The 18289-nt window shown below is 65.2% G+C and carries 20 protein-coding genes and 2 tRNA genes; 14 read left to right on the forward strand and 8 right to left on the reverse strand.

Annotated features, from left to right (window positions below; genetic code table 11):
- Window positions 1-61 precede the first annotated feature (61 nt).
- The gene (locus tag L0V05_RS09095; protein ID WP_234869795.1) at window positions 62-619 is read left to right on the forward strand and encodes a DJ-1/PfpI family protein; all 558 of its coding nucleotides are present in this window, start codon (window positions 62-64) and stop codon (window positions 617-619) included.
- 45 nt (window positions 620-664) lie between these two features.
- Entirely contained in the window at window positions 665-1060 is a 396-nt protein-coding gene (locus L0V05_RS09100; protein ID WP_234869796.1) for a ribbon-helix-helix domain-containing protein, read from the forward strand.
- Window positions 1061-1214: 154 nt separating this feature from the next.
- On the opposite strand, the gene L0V05_RS09105 is transcribed toward L0V05_RS09100, so the two are convergent.
- Together L0V05_RS09105 and L0V05_RS09110 are read right to left on the reverse strand one after the other, a co-directional pair.
- The gene (locus L0V05_RS09105; protein ID WP_234869797.1) at window positions 1215-1991 is read right to left on the reverse strand and encodes a pyrroline-5-carboxylate reductase family protein; all 777 of its coding nucleotides are present in this window, start codon (window positions 1989-1991) and stop codon (window positions 1215-1217) included.
- Window positions 1992-2006: 15 nt separating this feature from the next.
- Complete coding sequence (locus L0V05_RS09110) at window positions 2007-2561, reverse strand: MarR family winged helix-turn-helix transcriptional regulator (protein ID WP_234869798.1); 555 nt, start codon at window positions 2559-2561, stop codon at window positions 2007-2009.
- Window positions 2562-2684: 123 nt separating this feature from the next.
- Between L0V05_RS09110 and L0V05_RS09115 the strand changes: the two genes are divergently transcribed.
- The 5 genes from L0V05_RS09115 (at window position 2685) to hisH (ending at window position 9341) form a co-directional block, all read left to right on the forward strand.
- Window positions 2685-4214, forward strand: a complete 1530-nt coding sequence (locus L0V05_RS09115; RefSeq protein WP_234869799.1) for an MDR family MFS transporter — start codon at window positions 2685-2687, stop codon at window positions 4212-4214.
- A gap of 173 nt (window positions 4215-4387) precedes the next feature.
- Window positions 4388-7849 (forward strand): pyruvate carboxylase, encoded by a 3462-nt coding sequence (locus L0V05_RS09120; protein WP_234869800.1) that lies wholly within the window; start codon window positions 4388-4390, stop codon window positions 7847-7849.
- 88 nt (window positions 7850-7937) lie between these two features.
- Window positions 7938-8012 (forward strand) — tRNA-Gly (locus L0V05_RS09125).
- 103 nt (window positions 8013-8115) lie between these two features.
- On the forward strand, window positions 8116-8703 hold the full coding sequence (gene hisB / locus L0V05_RS09130) for an imidazoleglycerol-phosphate dehydratase HisB (RefSeq protein ID WP_234869801.1): 588 nt from the start codon (window positions 8116-8118) through the stop codon (window positions 8701-8703).
- Window positions 8700-9341, forward strand: a complete 642-nt coding sequence (gene hisH / locus L0V05_RS09135; protein ID WP_234869802.1) for an imidazole glycerol phosphate synthase subunit HisH — start codon at window positions 8700-8702, stop codon at window positions 9339-9341. Before hisB ends, hisH begins: the two co-directional genes overlap by 4 nt.
- A 37-nt stretch (window positions 9342-9378) precedes the next feature.
- On the opposite strand, the gene L0V05_RS09140 is transcribed toward hisH, so the two are convergent.
- Window positions 9379-9768, reverse strand: coding sequence for a DUF2147 domain-containing protein (locus L0V05_RS09140; protein ID WP_234869803.1), 390 nt, complete (start codon window positions 9766-9768; stop codon window positions 9379-9381).
- 151 nt (window positions 9769-9919) lie between these two features.
- Here L0V05_RS09140 and hisA point away from each other — a divergent pair, with 151 nt between their 5' ends.
- The 3 genes from hisA to L0V05_RS09155 all read left to right on the forward strand — a co-directional run bounded on the left by hisA (window position 9920) and on the right by L0V05_RS09155 (window position 11829).
- The gene (gene hisA / locus L0V05_RS09145) at window positions 9920-10639 is read left to right on the forward strand and encodes a 1-(5-phosphoribosyl)-5-[(5-phosphoribosylamino)methylideneamino]imidazole-4-carboxamide isomerase (protein ID WP_234869804.1); all 720 of its coding nucleotides are present in this window, start codon (window positions 9920-9922) and stop codon (window positions 10637-10639) included.
- A gap of 120 nt (window positions 10640-10759) precedes the next feature.
- Window positions 10760-11521, forward strand: coding sequence for an imidazole glycerol phosphate synthase subunit HisF (hisF, locus tag L0V05_RS09150; protein WP_234869805.1), 762 nt, complete (start codon window positions 10760-10762; stop codon window positions 11519-11521).
- Window positions 11518-11829: a phosphoribosyl-ATP diphosphatase gene (locus L0V05_RS09155; RefSeq protein WP_234869806.1), complete on the forward strand. Its 312-nt coding sequence runs from the start codon at window positions 11518-11520 to the stop codon at window positions 11827-11829. Before hisF ends, L0V05_RS09155 begins: the two co-directional genes overlap by 4 nt.
- Window positions 11830-11887: 58 nt before the next feature.
- Here the strand turns inward: L0V05_RS09155 and L0V05_RS09160 are convergent, their stop codons facing one another.
- Entirely contained in the window at window positions 11888-12307 is a 420-nt protein-coding gene (locus L0V05_RS09160) for a CoA-binding protein (RefSeq protein WP_234869807.1), read from the reverse strand.
- 161 nt (window positions 12308-12468) lie between these two features.
- A complete protein-coding gene (gene rlmB, locus L0V05_RS09165; RefSeq protein ID WP_234869808.1) occupies window positions 12469-13245 on the reverse strand; it encodes a 23S rRNA (guanosine(2251)-2'-O)-methyltransferase RlmB in 777 nt (258 codons plus the stop codon).
- Between the two features lie 134 nt (window positions 13246-13379).
- Here rlmB and L0V05_RS09170 point away from each other — a divergent pair.
- Window positions 13380-13463, forward strand: a tRNA-Tyr gene (locus L0V05_RS09170).
- Window positions 13464-13627: 164 nt separating this feature from the next.
- On the opposite strand, the gene gph is transcribed toward L0V05_RS09170, so the two are convergent.
- On the reverse strand, window positions 13628-14275 hold the full coding sequence (gph, locus tag L0V05_RS09175) for a phosphoglycolate phosphatase (RefSeq protein WP_234869809.1): 648 nt from the start codon (window positions 14273-14275) through the stop codon (window positions 13628-13630).
- Between the two features lie 551 nt (window positions 14276-14826).
- On the opposite strand from gph, the gene L0V05_RS09180 reads away from it, so the two are divergent.
- From L0V05_RS09180 to L0V05_RS09190, 3 genes are all read left to right on the forward strand, one after another.
- A complete protein-coding gene (locus tag L0V05_RS09180; protein WP_234870577.1) occupies window positions 14827-15072 on the forward strand; it encodes a GlsB/YeaQ/YmgE family stress response membrane protein in 246 nt (81 codons plus the stop codon).
- Between the two features lie 66 nt (window positions 15073-15138).
- Window positions 15139-15936, forward strand: a complete 798-nt coding sequence (locus L0V05_RS09185; RefSeq protein WP_234869810.1) for a dimethylarginine dimethylaminohydrolase family protein — start codon at window positions 15139-15141, stop codon at window positions 15934-15936.
- 70 nt (window positions 15937-16006) lie between these two features.
- Window positions 16007-17005: a GT-B fold glycosyltransferase domain-containing protein gene (locus L0V05_RS09190; RefSeq protein WP_234869811.1), complete on the forward strand. Its 999-nt coding sequence runs from the start codon at window positions 16007-16009 to the stop codon at window positions 17003-17005.
- 3 nt (window positions 17006-17008) lie between these two features.
- Here the strand turns inward: L0V05_RS09190 and L0V05_RS09195 are convergent, their stop codons facing one another.
- Window positions 17009-17569, reverse strand: coding sequence for a tyrosine-protein phosphatase (locus tag L0V05_RS09195; protein WP_234869812.1), 561 nt, complete (start codon window positions 17567-17569; stop codon window positions 17009-17011).
- 74 nt (window positions 17570-17643) lie between these two features.
- Window positions 17644-18246, reverse strand: a complete 603-nt coding sequence (locus L0V05_RS09200; protein WP_234869813.1) for a LysE family translocator — start codon at window positions 18244-18246, stop codon at window positions 17644-17646.
- Window positions 18247-18289: the final 43 nt, after the last annotated feature.

Consider the following 18289-nt stretch of genomic DNA (forward strand, 5'->3'; position numbering starts at 1 on the left):
TACCACCCGCTAGTCCCGGGTCAGGGCTAGGCTGATGTGGAAGCCATAACGGGAGGATGACATGGCCAAGATCCTGATGATCACCGGCGACTACACCGAGGACTACGAGACGATGGTGCCGTTCCAGATTCTTCTGGCCTGCGGCCACAAGGTCGACGCGGTCTGCCCCGACAAGAAGGCGGGCGACCGGGTTGCAACCGCGATCCACGATTTCGAGGGCCACCAGACCTATACGGAAAAGCCCGGCCACCTCTTTGCACTGAGCGCCGATTTCGCGACCGTCGACCCGGCGGACTACGACGCCCTAGTCGTGCCCGGGGGGCGCGCACCGGAATACCTGCGGCTGAACGCGAAGGTGCTCGAAATGGTCCGGCACTTCTTCACTGCCGACAAGCCGGTCGCCGCCATCTGCCATGGCGCCCAGATCCTGACCGCGGCAGGCGTGCTCAAGGGGCGGACCTGCTCGGCCTATCCGGCCTGCGGGCCGGAGGTGACGGCTTCGGGCGGCATCTATGCCGATATCGCCGTGGACGCGGCGGTGACGGATGGCAAGCTGGTGACAGCGCCCGCCTGGCCCGCGAATGCGGAATGGATGGCGCAGTTCATGCGGCTGCTCTAGGCTGCCACGAGACCGTCGATACCGCTGCAACAAGGGGGGAGGCCCATGTGCCAGCTGTTCATCGGGGCCGACCCCGACCACTGGAGTCAACGCACCAAATCGCTGCGCATCGATGGCGTGGCGACCTCGATCCGCCTTGAAGCTTTCTTCTGGGCGACGCTCGAAGATATCGGCGCGCGCGATGAGTTGACGGTGAATCAGCTCATCACCCGGCTCTATCGCGAGGCGCTGGAGGCGGATCACGACATGGGCAACTTTACCTCGTTCCTGCGGGTTTGCTGCGCGCGCTATCTGTCGCTCATGGCCGCAGGGGAAATTTCCTCCGATCCGTCGCGTCGGCTTCGCGAGGTCGACGCGGTGTCGATCCTGGCGCGCGAGCGACAGCGCGACCGCCTTCACCTCAGGCATACCAACGCCACGGTGCGTTCGCGACCCGTCTGAGACCGAGTCGCCCTCGCACCCGGCGATGGGGACAGGGCGGCGACAAAAAAGGATCGCCTCTCACGTCAATCATGTACCCGAAATCGGCGCGGCGGGAGTCAGGCGGGGAACATGTGTCCCGCAATTCTTCGATCAGGATCGGGAATAGCCGCGCCTATTTGCCCATCGCCCGAGCCGTGGCCTCGGCGGCGGCAAGCGCGTCGTGCATCGTGCGGTCGAAAGCGGGTCCGGCAGCCGCCATGCCGGCGGCAGTCACACCGCGATAGGACAGGAAGCTGTCGAGAATCTCCCTCAGGCTACCCATGCGCCCCTCAAGAAACGGGGCCGACCCGCAGATGACCGCCTCGACCGCCCGTTCCGCGACCCACTGCGGCAGCCCCCGGGCCAGTGCATCGGTCAGCATTGCCTGCGCGAGCAGCGCCGGATAGGCGGGACCCGACCCCGACAGGGCGGTCAGATAGTCGAGTTGTGACTCATCGGCGACTCGATCCTCGGCCCCCATTGCCGACAGGATTCGGGCGACCAGTGCCGTGTCGGCCTCCGACAGACTGGGCGCGACCCAGGGCGTATACGACTGCCCGATGCTCGCCCCGCCATTCGGCATGGCGCGCACGATCCGGGCCGTTGGCCAGCGCGCCGACAGTTTCGCCAGCGTCCAGGCGGTCATGAAGGAGATGACCAGCCGTCCGCCGGCATCGAAGCGCTCGGGCGGAAAATCCTCGGGCCGGGTGGACAGCACAAGGATGTCGGCCCGTGCACAAAGATCGGCCGCATCGCGCGCCCAGATCACCGGCTGGTCCGCATATCCGCCCGCCTTGCCAGACCTGTTCAACAGCACCAGCCGGTCGGCGGGCCAGAGGCCCTTCGCGATCAGTCCAAGGCCAAGTCCCTGCCCCAGCCAGCCCGTCGCCCCAAGAATTCCCAGACGCATGACGCCTCCCGCAGTTTACCGGGCGGTCGGATACTGCGCCCGCATCCCATCGTTATAGCGCTTGAGCAGCCGGGCGAAGGCAAGAACATCTTCTTCCGGCCAGTCGCGGAACAGGCGCATCGTCCGCTGCCATTTCGCCCTCAGGAACGCGTCCAGAAGTGCCCGCCCCTCGGCCGTCGGCACCAGAACCGAGCGACGGCCATCCTCCTGGCTTGCGGCGCGCGCCACGAGACCGCGCTCGACCAGATCGGCGGCAATGCGGCTGGCGCGCGACGCATCGACCTGCATCTCTTCCGCCAGTAGCCCGACGGTCGGTTCTTCGGCAGGTCGGCCCCTGCCGGTCTCGATGCGGATGATCGCGGCCAGAGACAGGAACTGCATCGGTTCGATGCCAGCCCCCATCTCCTCCATGAGGCTTTGCGGAATGTCGCCTTTCTTGACACGCCGCATGTAGACGAAGTTCTCGCCGTCAATCTCCAGCAGCGCTTCGGCCGCAGCAGGGGAGAAGCCGTATTCGGCCAAGGCCACCGCCAGTTTGGCGGAATAGGGAGAGTCGGGTTTACTGCTCATGATCGCGAGTTCGCCCAATCCGGTGCGCTTGTCAATCATATGATAAAGACATTTATATGCCATTGACACATAATATGACCAAGCATAGGCATGCGGTGCATCCTCTAACCGTGAGTCTTTCGCATGCCGCACCCGATCCAGACGCCCCCTTCCCAGCACGCCCCGGCGCAGGCGGCGACGGGCTCGACCCGTCTGGTGATCGCCTCGATCGGCGTTCTGCTGTTGCTGGCGGCGATGGACCAGACAATCGTCTCGACCGCGCTGCCGACGATCGTCGCAGACCTTGGCGGGCTTGATCACCTGTCCTGGGTCGTCACGGCCTATGTCCTCGCCTCGACCGTGGTTGCACCGCTTTATGGCAAGCTCGGCGATCTCTACGGGCGGCGGCGGATGGTCTTCATCTCGGTCGGGCTGTTCCTCTTCGGCTCGGCGCTGTGCGGACTGGCGACCTCGATGCTGTTCCTAATCGTCTCGCGGGCGATCCAGGGCCTGGGTGGCGGCGGCCTGTTCGTCCTCGCGCTCGCCGTCGTCGGCGACGTGATCGCGCCGCGCGACCGGGGCAAGGTGCAGGGCATCTTCGCCATCGTCTTTTCCCTTGCCTCGATGCTTGGCCCGCTGATCGGCGGATGGTTCGTGGAAGTCGCCAGCTGGCACTGGATCTTCTACGTCAACATCCCCTTCGGCCTGCTCGCCGTCCTTGGCTTTACCCTGAGCTTCCCGCCCTTCACCGCCCATCACGACCACAGGATCGACTGGGCCGGCGCCGCCGCGCTGTCGGTCGCGCTGGCCTCGCTGACACTGGTAACGAGCCTTGGCGGCGCGACGATCGACTGGCTGTCGCCGACCGCGGTTGGTCTGATCGTTCTGACGCTGGTCGCGGGTTGGCTGTTCTTCCGGATCGAGGCACGCGCGTCCGAGCCGATCCTGCCACCCTCGCTGTTCCGCCTGAACGTGTTCCGCAACACGTCGGCCATCGGGTTCATCTCGGGCGCGGCAATGTTCGGGGCGATCACCTTCCTGCCGATCTATCTTCAGATCGCGAAGGGCGCGACGCCCACGGTCTCGGGGCTTCTGCTCGTTCCGATGACGCTCGGCATCCTGACCGCCGCCAACCTGTCGGGGCGCTATATGGGCAAGACAGGCAAGTACCGCATCCTGCCGATGATCGGCACGGCAGTGATCGCCGTGGCTGGCGTCTTGCTGGCGACGCTGAGCAGCACCACAAACGAAGTGACCTTCGGCTTCATCATCGCGCTTCTGGGCATCGGCATGGGCTGTATCTTTCCCGTCGTCACCACTGCCGTGCAGAACGCGGTGCCACGGCAGCAACTCGGCACTGCGACGGCGGCCGGCGTGATGTTCCGCCAGATCGGCGGTTCGCTCGCCGTGGCCGCCTTCGGCGCACTGTTCACCGCGAGGATGGTGGCAAGCCTTGCGGCGCAGGGCGTGAACCTTCCCGCCGGGGTCGAGATCGGGCCGCAGCAGATGGCGGGGTTCGATCAGGCGCTTAAGGCCGAGGTCGCCGCGGCCGTGGTGTCGGCAATCCACCCGATCTACTGGGCAGTGGCCGTCCTCGGCGCGATCGGCTTCTTCGTGGCGCTCCGCCTCGAGGAGATACCGCTTGCCAATCGCGTCGTTCCTCGGGGCGAATAGCCGCAGTAGGCAGTCATGCACAAATTTTGGGCGACTTGCGGACATGACAGGCACCCCCTGACCAGTCATGTCGCAAATTGCTCAGCAAAGGGCTTTTCCCGCTCTTGCGCCGCACCGCAGCACTCCTAGAGTGCGACAGTTAGCGCCACCGCCCTCGTTTCCGGAGAGCTCCCATGCCCGAATTCCGCAAGATCCTTGTCGCCAACCGGGGCGAGATCGCCATCCGTGTGATGCGCGCCGCGAACGAGATGGGGAAGAAGACGGTCGCCGTCTATGCGGAAGAGGACAAGCTGAGTCTTCACCGGTTCAAGGCTGACGAAGCCTATCGGATCGGCGAGGGCCTGTCGCCCGTCGGCGCCTATCTTTCGATCCCAGAGATCATCCGGGTCGCCAAACTCTCGGGTGCCGATGCCATCCATCCGGGCTACGGCCTGCTGTCGGAGAACCCCGATTTCGTCGAGGCCTGCGATGCGGCCGGAATCACCTTTATCGGCCCGCGCGCCGAAACCATGCGCGCGCTTGGCGACAAGGCCAGCGCCCGCCGCGTGGCGATCGAGGCCGGTGTGCCGGTCATTCCGGCCACCGAGGTTCTGGGCGATGACATGGACCTCATCAAGACGCAGGCCGCCGAGATCGGCTATCCGCTGATGCTCAAGGCCAGCTGGGGCGGCGGCGGCCGCGGGATGCGCCCGATCAACGGTCCCGATGAACTGGCCGACAAGGTGCGCGAGGGCCGGCGCGAGGCCGAGGCCGCCTTTGGCAATGGCGAGGGCTATCTGGAAAAGATGATCCTGCGCGCCCGCCATGTCGAGGTGCAGATCCTCGGCGACAAACAGGGCAATGTCTGGCACCTGTGGGAACGCGACTGCACTGTGCAGCGGCGCAACCAGAAGGTCGTCGAACGCGCCCCAGCCCCATACCTCACGCAGGAGCAGCGCGAGGACGTCTGCGCGATGGCCAAGCGCATCTGTGCCCATGTCAGCTACGAATGCGCCGGCACGGTCGAATTCCTGATGGATATGGACACCGGAAAGTTCTACTTCATCGAGGTGAACCCCCGCGTCCAGGTCGAGCACACCGTCACCGAAGAGGTGACCGGCATCGACATCGTGCAGGCCCAGATCCTTGTCGAGGAAGGCAAGTCTCTGGCCGAGGCAACCGGCGTTGCCAGCCAGTCGGAGGTCAAGCTCAATGGCCATGCGCTGCAATGCCGGGTCACGACCGAGGATCCGCTGAACAACTTCATCCCGGACTATGGCCGCCTGACCGCCTATCGCTCGGCCACCGGCAACGGGATCCGCTTGGATGGCGGCACGGCCTATGCGGGCGGTGTCATCACCCGCTACTATGACTCTCTGCTCGTGAAGGTGACGGCCCATGCCCAGACGCCCGAGAAGGCGATCGCGCGGATGGACCGGGCGCTACGCGAATTCCGCATCCGCGGCGTCGCGACGAACATCGAGTTCGTCATCAACCTGCTCAAGCACCCGACCTTCCTGAACGACAGCTACACGACCAAGTTCATCGACACGACGCCGGAACTCTTCCACTTCAAGCAGCGGCGTGACCGGGCGACCAAGATCCTGACCTACATCGCCGACATCACGGTGAACGGCCACCCCGAGACCGCGGGCCGGCCGAAACCGCCGGCTGAGGCGCGCGTGCTTCGCGTGCCGAAGCTGCGCGCCGAACCGGCCATGGGCACCCGCAACCTGCTGGAGCAGAAGGGTCCGCAGGCAGTCGCCGATTGGCTCAAGGCGCAGAAGAAGGTGCTGATCACCGACACCACCATGCGAGACGGCCACCAGAGCCTGCTTGCCACTCGCATGCGCTCGATCGACATGATCCGCATCGCGCCGGTCTATGCTGCGAACCTGCCGCAGCTCTTCAGCGTCGAATGCTGGGGCGGCGCCACCTTCGACGTGGCCTACCGCTTCCTGCAGGAATGCCCCTGGCAGCGGCTGCGCGACCTGCGCGCGGCGATGCCTAACCTGATGACGCAGATGCTGCTGCGCGGGGCCAACGGCGTCGGCTACACCAACTATCCCGACAACGTGGTGAAGTTCTTCGTCGCCCAGGCGGCCAAGACCGGCGTCGACGTATTCCGCGTCTTCGACAGCCTCAACTGGGTCGAGAACATGCGCGTCGCGATGGATGCGGTTCTGGAAGAGAACAAGGTCCTGGAAGGCACGGTCTGCTATACCGGCGACATGCTCGACCCGAACCGGGCGAAATACGACCTGAAATACTATGTCGCCCGGGCACAGGAGCTGAAGGCCGCCGGTTCACACATCCTCGGGCTCAAGGACATGGCGGGGCTTCTGAAGCCCGCCGCCGCACGTCAGCTCGTCAAGACGCTGAAGCAGGAGGTGGGCCTGCCGGTCCACTTCCACACCCACGATACGTCTGGTGCGGCCGCCGCCACGATCATCGCCGCCTGCGATGCGGGGGTGGATGCGGTCGATGCGGCCATGGACGCCTTCTCGGGTGGCACTTCGCAGGCCTGCCTTGGCTCGATCGTCGAGGCACTGAAGAACACCGACCGCGATACCGGGCTCGACATGGGTGCCATCCGAGAGATTTCGAATTACTGGGAAGCGGTCCGCCAGCAATACGCCGCCTTCGAGAGCGGCCTGCAGGCCCCTGCCTCCGAGGTGTACCTGCACGAAATGCCCGGCGGCCAGTTCACCAACCTCAAGGCACAGGCCCGGAGCCTCGGCCTCGAGGACCGCTGGCACGAGGTGGCGCAGGCCTATGCCGATGCCAACCAGATGTTCGGCGATATCGTCAAGGTCACACCCTCGTCCAAGGTCGTGGGCGACATGGCGCTGATGATGGTGGCACAGGGTCTGACCCGCGCGCAGGTCGAGGATCCGGCCGTGGACGTGGCCTTCCCCGACTCCGTGGTCGACATGCTCAAGGGCAATCTTGGCCAGCCCCATGGCGGCTGGCCCAAGGGCATCCAGGCCAAGGTACTGAAGGGCGAGACGCCGTTCACCGACCGTCCCGGCCTTCTGGCCAGCGCGGTCGACATCGAGGCCACCCGCAAGAAACTCGTCAAGGATCTGGGCCTCGGCAAGGGTGACGCCGAGGGCGAGGTGATCGATGATGAGGACCTGAACGGCTACCTCATGTATCCCAAGGTCTTCTCCGACTACCGCGCGCGGCATCGTACCTATGGCCCGGTCCGCGTGCTGCCGACCCGCACCTTCTTCTACGGCATGCAGCCGGGCGAAGAGATCACCGCCGAGATCGATCCCGGCAAGACGCTCGAGATTCGCCTGCAGACCGTGGGCGAGGTGGGTGACGACGGCGAGGTGAAGGTCTTCTTCGAGCTGAACGGCCAGCCGCGCACGATCCGCGTGCCGAACCGCGCCATTAAGGCCAAGACCGCCGCCCGCCCCAAGGCGGCAGAGGGCAATCCGGCCCATGTCGGCGCGCCAATGCCGGGCTCGATTGCATCGGTCGCGGTGATGGCCGGCCAGAAGGTGAATGCCGGCGATCTTCTCCTGACCATCGAGGCGATGAAGATGGAGACCGGCCTTCATGCCGACCGCGCCGCAACCGTCAAGGCCGTGCATGTAACACCCGGCGTCCAGATCGATGCAAAGGATTTGCTGGTCGAGCTCGAGTGACCGGACGTCGACAAAAAAATCGCCGGGGGCGCAAAATCCCCCTTGCGGCCTCCCGCCGGACTTTATAGATCACCGCTCACCCAAGGATGCGGGCGTAGCTCAGGGGTAGAGCATAACCTTGCCAAGGTTAGGGTCGTGAGTTCGAATCTCATCGCCCGCTCCAATCAAACAGGCCACCCTCCGGGGTGGCCTTTTGTTTTCGCTCGCTCTTTCCTCACGCCGCGACCATCCCTATAAGGCCCTGACACCATTGGCGGAGGCGCGCCATGCGCAAGGCAGAGATCAGCCGCAAGACGGCCGAGACCGAGATTTCGGTCGCCGTGAACCTCGACGGCACCGGCGCGCGCCGGGTGGCAACGGGCGTGGGCTTCTTCGACCACATGCTCGACCAGCTTGCGCGCCATTCCATGATCGACATGGAAATCTCGGCCAAGGGCGACCTGCATATCGACGACCACCACACGGTCGAGGATACCGGCATCGCACTTGGCCAGGCGCTGACCAGGGCGCTTGGCGACAAGCGCGGCATCCGCCGCTATGGCGAATGCACGCTGCCTATGGACGACGCGCAGGTGCGCTGCGCGCTCGACCTGTCGGGCCGGCCCTACCTCGTCTGGAACGTCATGCTGCCGACGCCGAAGATCGGCACCTTCGACACCGAACTGGTGCGCGAGTTCTTCCAGGCGCTCGCGACCCATGGCGGGATCACCCTGCACATCGACATGGTGCACGGGATCAACAGCCACCATATCGCCGAGGCGACCTTCAAGGCCGTCGCCCGCGCCCTGCGTCTGGCGGTCGAGCCCGATCCGCGTGCCGCCGATGCCATCCCCTCGACCAAGGGCACGCTGTGAGCCTGACCGTCCTCGTCGATTACGAAAGCGGAAACCTGCACTCGGCCGAGAAGGCCTTCCAGCGCATGGCGCAGGAAACCGGGGCGGGGGCGGTGATCGTCTCGGCCCGGCCCGAGGATGTGGCCCGTGCCGACCGGATCGTCCTGCCCGGCGATGGCGCCTTCCCGGCCTGCCGCCGGGCACTCGGGTCGCATGGGGGGCTGTACGAGGCGATCGAGGAAGCCGTGCGCGACCGGGGCCGCCCCTTCCTCGGCATCTGCATCGGCATGCAGATGCTGGCGACGCGGGGGCTGGAATACGAACCGACACCGGGCTTCGACTGGATCGGCGGCGAGGTGGTGCGCATCACTCCGACTGATCCGGCCCTGAAGGTGCCGCATATGGGCTGGAACGATCTGGTGATCGACAACGCCCACCCGGTCCTGGATGGCATCACCACCGGCGACCACGCCTATTTCGTGCACAGCTACCACTTCCGCGTGGCCGATCCGGCGCATCTGCTCGCACATGTCGACTATGCCGGCCCGATCACCGCCATCGTGGGCGCGGAAAACGTGGTGGGAACCCAGTTCCATCCGGAAAAAAGCCAAAAGACCGGTCTGCGTCTGATCGCCAACTTCCTGCGCTGGAAGCCTTGAGAAACCGTCGGGCGCACTGGCGCGCCCGACCCACTTGTCACTGCACCCGGGTCCAGGTGCCGCCATCGCGGCAGATCATCAGCACGCAGCCCGATACCGCGAGGCTGTTCCCGTCGAGCTGCATCTTCGAGCTGTAGGTCTTGTCGCGATCCGGGCTCCAGACCTTGCCGTCGCCATAGGCGCCGTCCCCCTGCGCCACCATGTCCCAGACGATCTGCTTGCCAATATTGGGCGAGGCAATCTCGGCCCCCGCCTGATCGAAGGCCTTGACCAGACGGCCACAGAAGGCCGCGCCGCAAGGGTCGATCTGGACATAGCCGTAATGGCCGTTGTCATCTGGCTTGGTCTTCCACAGCCCTTCGACCGGATCGGCCGAGGCCGCCGTCGCCGCAGCGACCAGCCCCAGAGCCAGCATCATTGATTTCATCGGTTTCTCCTCCCTCGGAATGCCGCGATCCTCGGGCGGCCGTGCCGATTCCAGCAAGCCTGACGCAGGGTCACCGGCCCCGTAACCTTGCGTCTTGTCCCGGCCTGCGTCCCATGCCAAAGGGTCCGCGCCAGCCAGAGGAAGCCCGATCATGATCCTTTATCCCGCCATCGACCTCAAGGACGGCCAGTGCGTCCGGCTCCTGCGCGGCGAGATGGAGGCGGCGACCGTCTTCGGCGATGATCCGGCGGCGCAGGCGGCGAGCTTTGTGGCGGCCGGCTGCGAATGGCTCCATCTCGTCGACCTGAACGGCGCCTTTGCCGGCAAGCCGGTCAATGCGGCGGCGGTCGAGGCGATCCTCGCCCGCGTCACCGTCCCCTGCCAGCTTGGCGGCGGCATCCGCGACATGGCCACGATCGAGGGCTGGCTCGGCCGCGGCCTGAACCGCGTGATCCTCGGCACCGTCGCGGTCGAAAACCCGGGCCTGGTGCGCGAGGCCGCCCGCGCCTTCCCCGGCCATGTCGCCGTCGGCATCGATGCCCGCAAGGGGCGCGTCGCCACCCGCGGCTGGGCCGAGGAAACCGAAGTCATGGCGACGGACCTCGCGAAAAGCTTCGAGGATGCCGGCGTCGCCGCGCTGATCTACACCGACATCGACCGCGACGGCGCGATGCAGGGTCCGAATGTCGAGGCGACCGCCGCCCTCGCCCGCGCCGTGTCGATCCCGGTCATCGCATCGGGCGGCGTCTCCGCGATGGCCGACCTGCTGGCGCTGCGCGATACCGGCGTCATCGCCGGCGCGATCTCGGGCCGGGCGCTCTACGACGGTGCGATTGACCTCCGCGAGGCGATCGCGGCCCTGGGCGCCTGACCGCCTCCTTCTTCTGTTTCTCAAATATCCTCGGGGGTGAGCGCCAAAGGCGCGAGGGGGCGGAAAGCCCCCTTTTCCCCGCTCCCGCATTGAGGCAAGAGAGAGCGAAGGAGCCCACCCATGCTCAAGACCCGCATCATTCCCTGCCTCGACGTGGCCGACGGCCGCGTGGTCAAGGGTGTGAACTTCGTCAACCTGATCGACGCCGGCGATCCCGTCGAGGCCGCCAAGGCCTATGACGCTGCCGGGGCGGACGAGCTGACTTTCCTCGACATCCACGCGACCCATGAAAACCGCGGCACGATGTTTGACCTTGTCACCCGCACCGCCGAACAATGTTTCATGCCGCTGACCGTGGGCGGAGGGGTGCGTACGCCCGAAGACGTGCGCGCGCTTCTCCTGGCCGGGGCCGACAAGGTCAGCTTCAACTCTGCCGCCGTCGCCAATCCCGATGTCGTGGCCGAGGCCGCCGACCGCTTCGGCAGCCAGTGCATCGTTGTAGCGATCGACGCAAAGACCGTCGCCCCCGGCCGTTGGGAGATCTTCACCCATGGGGGCCGCAAGCCGACCGGAATCGACGCGGTGGCGTTCGCAAGGACCGTGGCTGCCAAGGGCGCGGGCGAGATCCTGCTGACCTCGATGGACCGCGACGGCACCAAGGCGGGATTCAACATTCCCCTGACCCGTGCGATCGCCGACGCCGTGCCGGTCCCGGTCATCGCCAGCGGTGGCGTCGGCACGCTTGACCATCTGGTCGAAGGCGTGACCGAGGGCCATGCCAGCGCGGTGCTCGCGGCCTCGATCTTCCATTTCGGCACCTACACCATCGGCCAGGCCAAGGCCCACATGGCCGCCGCCGGCATCCCCGTGAGGCTGGCATGAGCGCGCTTGCCCGCCTTGCCGCCACCATCGCCAGCCGCAAGGGCGCCGATCCCGAGACCAGCTGGACGGCAAAGCTCCTGGCCAAGGGGCCGGAGAAATGCGCCGAGAAGTTCGGCGAGGAGTCTGTCGAAGCGATCATCGAGGCGGTCAAGGGCGACCGGGACAAACTGACCGCCGAGGCGGCCGATGTGCTGTATCACCTGCTCGTCATGCTTGCCGCGCGGGATCTGACGCTTGCCGATGTCGAGGCGGAGCTGGAGCGGCGCGAAGGCACCTCGGGCATTGCCGAGAAAGCCGGGCGCAAATAACCGATTTTTCTACGAAAAATCCCGCGCCGGCCTGAATTTTCGTAGAGAATTCGAAGGCCTAGAGCCCCAGCCGTGGAATCTCGATCGCCGGGCAGCGGTCCTGCACCACGGCAACACCCCTGGCTTCGGCCAGTGCCGCAGCCTCGGCATTCATCACGCCCAGCTGCATCCACACCGTCTTCAGCCCCGGCAGATTGGCCAGGGCCTGCTCGACCACCGGCAGCACCTCTTCCGAACGGCGGAAGATGTCGACCATATCCACCGGCTCGCCGATCTCGGCCAGGCTCGCCCGTACGGTGGTCCCCAGGGCCTCACGACCTGCCTGCCCCGGATTGACCGGGATCACCCGATAGCCGCGACCCACCAGATAACGCGCGACGCCATGGCTGGGGCGCGCCGGATTGGGCGACCAGCCGACAAGGGCAATCGTGCGGGTCGCACGCAGGATACGGGCGATGTCGGTGTCGGACGGGGTCATGCGTGTCTCGGACGAAAAAGCGCCCGGACTTGGAGATCCGGGCGCGAGTGTGGAACGAGGGACAGTGAAGGGAAACGGCGGTGTTCCAGGCTGCCATTCCTCACTTTCATATGGGACAGTTTCAGAGACATTAAAGAGGGGTCGCAAAAGCGTGAAGCCGCCTATCTTGCCGTAGCCGCATAGAGCGAAACCGCAGCCGCATTCGACACGTTGAGCGAGCCGAATACCCCGGCGTAAGGAATGCGCACCAGCCGGTCGCAGGTCTCGCGCGTCTTTTCGCGCAGGCCCGGCCCTTCGGCGCCGAGCACAAGCCCGACCGGTCGCGTGCCAGCAGCCGCCAGCCCCTCAGCCAAAGTCTCGCCCGCCTCCCCTTCAAGGCCAAGAAGCACGAAACCCATGCCCTTCAATGTCTCCATGGCATCGGACAGGTTCTGCACCCGCAGATAGGGCTGCCGTTCCAGCGCCCCGCTCGCAGTCTTGGCCAGTGCCCCCGTCTCCGGGGCCGAGTGACGATGCGGCGCGATCACCGCGCGCGCGCCGAACACTTCGGCCGAGCGCAGCACGGCGCCCACATTGTGCGGGTCGGTCACCCGGTCGAGCAGCACGACCAGCGGCGCGCCCTCGCCCGTCAGGCAGACTTCCTCAAGGCTGCCCCAATGGAGAGGCTTCGCCTCAAGTGCCGCGCCCTGATGCACCGATCCCTCGTCCAGCGGCACATCGAACCTGCGCGGATCGACGATCTCCGGCTCGATCCCTCCCGTGGCGATTGCGTCGCCCAGCTTGTCGGCGGCGTTCTTGGTCAACACCAGACGCAGCTTTTCCCGCTTGGGGTTCATCAGCGCATCGCGCACGGCATGCAGGCCGAACAGCCAGACCGTTTCACGCGCATCGGCGCGCTTGGCGCGTTCCTTCTCGATCACCCAGGCCGGTTTCTTCATGGCAAGGCACCCTTTCGTTCCGCCGGACCTTTCCACTTCCCGGCCGCGTTCCGCAAGCGGAAAGCCCCTTGTACGGACCTGCCGTTTTCGCGCTTGACGCTCCCGGGGGCCTCTTATATTCCCCCGCCAGCGTCGGGCGACGAGCTGCAAGGTGCGGCAGCGGACTGTAACTCCGCCGGGGAGACCCATGCCTGGTTCGATTCCAGGGTCGCCCACCATCTCCCCAATCCGTGACGGTGAAATCAGCTCCAGAAGCTTGGTTCCCAAGCCCCAGCCCTCCTGAAGTTCGTCGACGTCAGCCGGCACGTCCAGCGGAGTTCTGGACGGGCGGCCCGGGTCATTCTGGTTCCAGCTCTGCGGCTCTAGGCCGACAGAACGCGGATCAGCGGTTCAAGCGCAGCAGACCCGGCAGATCCTGGTAATCGTCAAACGCGAAATCGTGTGGCAGCTGTTCGACCGGGCTGTGCCGATAGCCCAAGGTGAACAGACCGAAGGGAACCTGCGCGGCCTCGGCGGTCTCGGCGTCAACCTCGCTGTCGCCGATATAGATGCCCCGCCCGCCCAGAGCATCGAAAGCGGCCAGCAAGGGCGCCGGATCCGGCTTCTTCTGCGGCAGGCTGTCGCCGCCAATCACGACGGCAAACTGGCGGTCGAGGTTGAAGGCGCGCAGAATCTCCATGGTCGGCGTTAGCGCCTTGTTCGTGCACAGGCCAAGCGGATGACCGGTGCCAGCCAACTGTTCCAAGACCACGCGCACACCGGGAAACAGTCGGGAAAGCGATGCAGGGCTGGCAAGATAATGTTCGAACATCCGCTCGGTCATCGCAGGCTGACTTGCGGCATCGATCCCGCGCGCGCGGCGGGCGCGATCGACCAGGTTCGGAATTCCATGCCCGATGAAGCCAATGACCTCGGCCAAGGTCAGCGCTGCAGCGCCCTCCTCGTCCAACACCTTGTTCAACGCAGCCTGCAGGTCGGGCGCGCTGTCGAGGAGGGTGCCGTCCAGATCAAACACGATCGACATTGTCATTGGGTCTTATCTCCTGCCCCTTTTTTCGTACTGTCGTTCCGCCCGCCGGCCGCATCGCGGCCTAGTCGCAGATCTGTCCCAGATCGACATGACGGCCAAGGCAGTGCGGGTACCTTCGTCGCGGATACAGATAACAGCGGAATCGATGTCGCACAGAGGAGCTTCCATTGCCGGACAGAGGCAGCCGGGACCTTCCAAGACGGCCGCGTTGAAGATGTGCTGGCGAGCACTCCACTTGATGGCCTGGGCCGGATCGTCACCCGACCCGTCTTGGGCAATCTTGCAGAGAATCGCACTCCCATCGTCCTCTACGGGTGGCCTGCGCCGGACCCATTGGTTCCGAGAGCGCCTGCACTTTTATCGCCCCGGCCGAGACACCTGGCAACCCCGAGCAAAGGGGGATGATGGCCGACACGCCGCGGATGCCCCCCGGGTATGGCTGGATCGGCTACAAGGGTCGCTCCCGCGCCCCGCCTTGAAACGACAGACTCGACTTTTCCACCGGCTGGTCCATCCTTCCCGTTCAAGCGGACACATTGGAGGTGGCAGAGATGGCAGGCATGGGCTGGATTGCGGCAATCATCGTCGGGGGGCTGGCCGGCTGGATCGCCTCGTCACTGATGAAGAGTTCGACGGGCCTCCTGATGAATATCCTGCTCGGAATCGTCGGCGCAATCGTTGCGAGTTTCCTGTTCGGCATGCTCGGGGTCAGCTTCGGTGGCATCATCGGAAACCTGATCGCGGGCGTCATCGGAGCCTCGATCCTGATCGCGATTGCCCGCGCAGTGAAGAGCTAGGCCAGACGCCTTGCAGACGATCGGTCGGCGCGATAGGCGGGGAGCGATCCCAGCCGGAGTCCCAGCATGACCGACCGTTCCTTCCGATTCACTCACGCGATCACCCGCCGCCCGGGGGGCAGCATCACGGGCGGCCTGCGCGCGGTCGATACCGGCGCCCCGGACCTCGCGACCATGCTGGGCCATCATGCCGATTACATCGCTGCCCTTCGTTCGACCGGGGCGACGGTCTTGGAACTCGACCCGCTGGAGGCTTTCCCGGACGCGGTCTTTGTCGAGGATACCGCTCTCTGCCTGCCGGATGGTGCGGTGGTGATGCGCCCCGGTGCACCTTCCCGCCTGGGTGAGGCGGCAGAAATGGCACCGCATCTGAAGGCGCTCTATGCCGAGGTCGTCGCAATCGACGGGCCAGACAGCTTCATCGAGGGCGGCGACATCCTGACGACCGAGCGCGAGATTCTCGTCGGCCGTTCGGCACGCACCAATGCCGCCGGAATAGCCGAACTGACTCGGCAGGTCGCTCCGTGGGGCTACACCGTGCGCGAGGTTTTCACGCCGCCGGGCGTGCTGCATTTCAAGACTGACTGCTCGCTGCTCGACGCCGAAACGATCCTTTCGACCGACCGCCTTGCCGCCTCCGGCTGCTTCGAGGGCTATCGGGTAATTTCGGTGGCCGAGGGCGAAGAGGCGGCCGCGAATTCGATCCGGTTCAACGACCTTGTCATCGTCCCCGCCGGGTTCCCGCGCACCGCCGAGCGGATCGCCAAGGCGGGCTACACCCTCTGCGAGATCGGCAATAGCGAATGTGCCAAGCTGGACGGAGGCATGTCCTGCCTGTCGCTGCGGTTCACACCCAAGGGTTGAGGGCTTCCGTCCGACCCGCCCGGCGCATAGGATCGGGCTACGGCCGGCAAGCGGCGAATTCGGGGGCAGGATGGCGAAGGCCAGGGCGAGGCAGCGCTTCAACATCGTCGCAATCCTGCAGGACGGGAGGCTTGGCTACGAAGCCGCGCTTCTCGTGGCCTCGCTGCGCCACTCCGATCCGGATTTTCCCGGCCGCCTGATCCTGGCGGAGCCTCTGCCCGGCGGACGCTGGCGCGCTGACACCCGGCTGCCGGACGGGCCGCTGCGGCGGTTCCTCGACGACCAAGGCGTTGAGTATCTGGGGTTCCCCGTGCGTCAGTTCGGGGCCGACTGGCCGCAAGGAAACAAGATCGAATGCCTCGCGCATCTGCCGGACGAGCCATTTCTTTTTCTCGACACCGATACGCTCGTCACCGGCAGCTTCGCGGATGTCGCCTTTGATTTCTCCCGCCCCTCGGCCTCGATGCGGCGCGAGGGGACATGGCCGCAACCTGATCTATACGGGCCGGGCTACGCCCAGATCTGGAAGTCGCTCTATGACCGGCTGGGGCTCGATTTCGCATCGACTCTCGATCTCAGCCAGCCGGACGAATACTGGCAGCGCTATCTCTACTTCAACGCGGGGTGGTTCTTCCATGAAAGCCCTAGGCTTTTGGGCGAGCGCTTCCTTGCCGCGGCCCTGATGATCCGCGATACCCCGCCGGCAGAGTTGACGGGACAGACGATCTATCCCTGGCTTGACCAGATTGCCCTCCCGCTTGCAATTCACGCCCTTGGAGGCGGGCGACCGGGCCCAGAGCTTGCCGGCCTTGATGGCGACGTGACCTGCCATTGGCGCACCCTGCCGCTGCTTTACGCCCGCGAATCCGACCGGACGGTTGCGGCGCTGGAAGAGATATGTGCCCCAAACCCGGTAAAGCGGGTCCTGAAGGACTACGAGCCGTTCAAGCGGATGGTCTATCAGGGTAAGGGCGCCGAGGTGCGGGCGCTGTTCGACCGCGACGACCTGCCAAGGCGGGAGCAGATGATCCGCAACACGATCAAGCGCGCGGGCTTGTGGATGCGATAGGCGTCAACTGTCGAAGCCCAGAACAGACTCGACCGTTTCCCAGCTTTCGTCCATCGCATAGGTGCGCGAGACATAAGGAAGGGCGAAATGGCCGTAGATGGGCGAAAGCTGCATTTCTGCGGCCTCTTCGCCCGCTCCCTTGATCATCCCGACATAGATCGCGGCGGCCAGGCCTGTGCGGTCTGCCCCGTGCTCGCAGTGGATTAGCAAGGGCTTCGGAAGGTCACGCATCAGGCTGACAAGGGTTTCGATGTCGGTCCGCGTGAGTTCACGTGACGACTTCATCGGGAAGTTCGCATGCGTGATGCCAAGTTCTTCACTGGTACGAAGTTCGTTGTCGTACCAGGCCTCTCCCGGGTCCGGACCCCGCAGATTGAGGATGCTGCGAATGCCGTCCTTTTCGTGAAGCTCGCGAATACGCTTAGGATCAACCTGCGCGGCGCGATAGAGTTCACCCTCGACAACCGTATGCACGTTGCCGGTGATCTGCAGGAACTGGGAATAGCCGTAAGCCGACAGCGCCAGCGCAATCAGAGCCACTCCAAGATATGCCAGCTTCCGCATCCGTTCCGCCTGTATTGGCCTTGTCCTCGTGGTAAACCCGGCGCCTTGGCCCGGCAACACCTCTTTGCAACAGGTCAGGGTGCCAGTTGTCGCAGCGCAGGCAGCATCGACAAGACAAGAAGCCCAGCCATCGCCCAGTTGAACAGCACCAGCCTCCGACGGTCGGTCAGGAACCCGCGCAGCCCCTGCCCCGCCGCCGCCCAGACACTGACGGAAGGCAGGTTGACCGCGCCGAAGACGAGCGCGACGAACCCGACCGCCCAAACCGTCTGGTCGGGCGCGTAGAGCGCGCAGGCCGATAGGGCCATCGCCCAAGCCTTCGGATTGACCCACTGAAAGGCCGCCGCCTGCAGGAAACTGAGGGGGCGCGCCTTGGAAGATTGCGCCTGGGGCGGGGCGGCATGGGTGATCTTCCATGCCAGCCACAGCATGTAGAGAAGCGAGACAATGCCCAAAGCCTTGCCCAGGCGAGGCTCGGCCAGGAACAGGCCCGCAAGCCCGACACCCACGAGGAAGACCATCGCAGTAAAGCCGATGGCGATTCCCAGCATATGCGGGACCGTCCGGCGGAAACCAAAATTGGCGCCCGAGGCCATCAGCATCATATTGTTTGGCCCAGGCGTGACCGAGGTGACAAAGGCAAAGGCCAGAAGAGCGGGAAGGATCTGAAGCATCATTGCGAGATGATGCGGCGCAACGTGCGCAATTTTCTTGCTTTTG

Origin of the sequence: Alitabrizicola rongguiensis, assembly GCF_021491355.1 — a bacterium.
In the GTDB taxonomy this organism is placed as follows: Bacteria; Pseudomonadota; Alphaproteobacteria; order Rhodobacterales; family Rhodobacteraceae; genus Aliitabrizicola; species Aliitabrizicola rongguiensis.

Bases quoted from the DNA above. Each gene is read 5' to 3' on its own strand.
- L0V05_RS09115 (WP_234869799.1), top strand. From the start codon at position 2,685: ATGCCGCACCCGATCCAGACGCCCCCTTCCCAGCACGCCCCGGCGCAG.
- L0V05_RS09155 (WP_234869806.1), top strand. From the start codon at position 11,518: ATGAGCGCGCTTGCCCGCCTTGCCGCCACCATCGCCAGCCGCAAGGGC.
- L0V05_RS09095 (WP_234869795.1), top strand. From the start codon at position 62: ATGGCCAAGATCCTGATGATCACCGGCGACTACACCGAGGACTACGAG.
- L0V05_RS09110 (WP_234869798.1), bottom strand. From the start codon at position 2,561: ATGAGCAGTAAACCCGACTCTCCCTATTCCGCCAAACTGGCGGTGGCC.
- L0V05_RS09195 (WP_234869812.1), bottom strand. From the start codon at position 17,569: ATGCGGAAGCTGGCATATCTTGGAGTGGCTCTGATTGCGCTGGCGCTG.
- hisA (WP_234869804.1), top strand. From the start codon at position 9,920: ATGATCCTTTATCCCGCCATCGACCTCAAGGACGGCCAGTGCGTCCGG.
- L0V05_RS09160 (WP_234869807.1), bottom strand. From the start codon at position 12,307: ATGACCCCGTCCGACACCGACATCGCCCGTATCCTGCGTGCGACCCGC.
- L0V05_RS09190 (WP_234869811.1), top strand. From the start codon at position 16,007: ATGGCGAAGGCCAGGGCGAGGCAGCGCTTCAACATCGTCGCAATCCTG.
- L0V05_RS09200 (WP_234869813.1), bottom strand. From the start codon at position 18,246: ATGATGCTTCAGATCCTTCCCGCTCTTCTGGCCTTTGCCTTTGTCACC.
- L0V05_RS09180 (WP_234870577.1), top strand. From the start codon at position 14,827: ATGGCAGGCATGGGCTGGATTGCGGCAATCATCGTCGGGGGGCTGGCC.
- hisB (WP_234869801.1), top strand. From the start codon at position 8,116: ATGCGCAAGGCAGAGATCAGCCGCAAGACGGCCGAGACCGAGATTTCG.
- L0V05_RS09140 (WP_234869803.1), bottom strand. From the start codon at position 9,768: ATGAAATCAATGATGCTGGCTCTGGGGCTGGTCGCTGCGGCGACGGCG.
- L0V05_RS09120 (WP_234869800.1), top strand. From the start codon at position 4,388: ATGCCCGAATTCCGCAAGATCCTTGTCGCCAACCGGGGCGAGATCGCC.
- L0V05_RS09105 (WP_234869797.1), bottom strand. From the start codon at position 1,991: ATGCGTCTGGGAATTCTTGGGGCGACGGGCTGGCTGGGGCAGGGACTT.
- gph (WP_234869809.1), bottom strand. From the start codon at position 14,275: ATGACAATGTCGATCGTGTTTGATCTGGACGGCACCCTCCTCGACAGC.
- L0V05_RS09185 (WP_234869810.1), top strand. From the start codon at position 15,139: ATGACCGACCGTTCCTTCCGATTCACTCACGCGATCACCCGCCGCCCG.
- hisF (WP_234869805.1), top strand. From the start codon at position 10,760: ATGCTCAAGACCCGCATCATTCCCTGCCTCGACGTGGCCGACGGCCGC.
- rlmB (WP_234869808.1), bottom strand. From the start codon at position 13,245: ATGAAGAAACCGGCCTGGGTGATCGAGAAGGAACGCGCCAAGCGCGCC.
- L0V05_RS09100 (WP_234869796.1), top strand. From the start codon at position 665: ATGTGCCAGCTGTTCATCGGGGCCGACCCCGACCACTGGAGTCAACGC.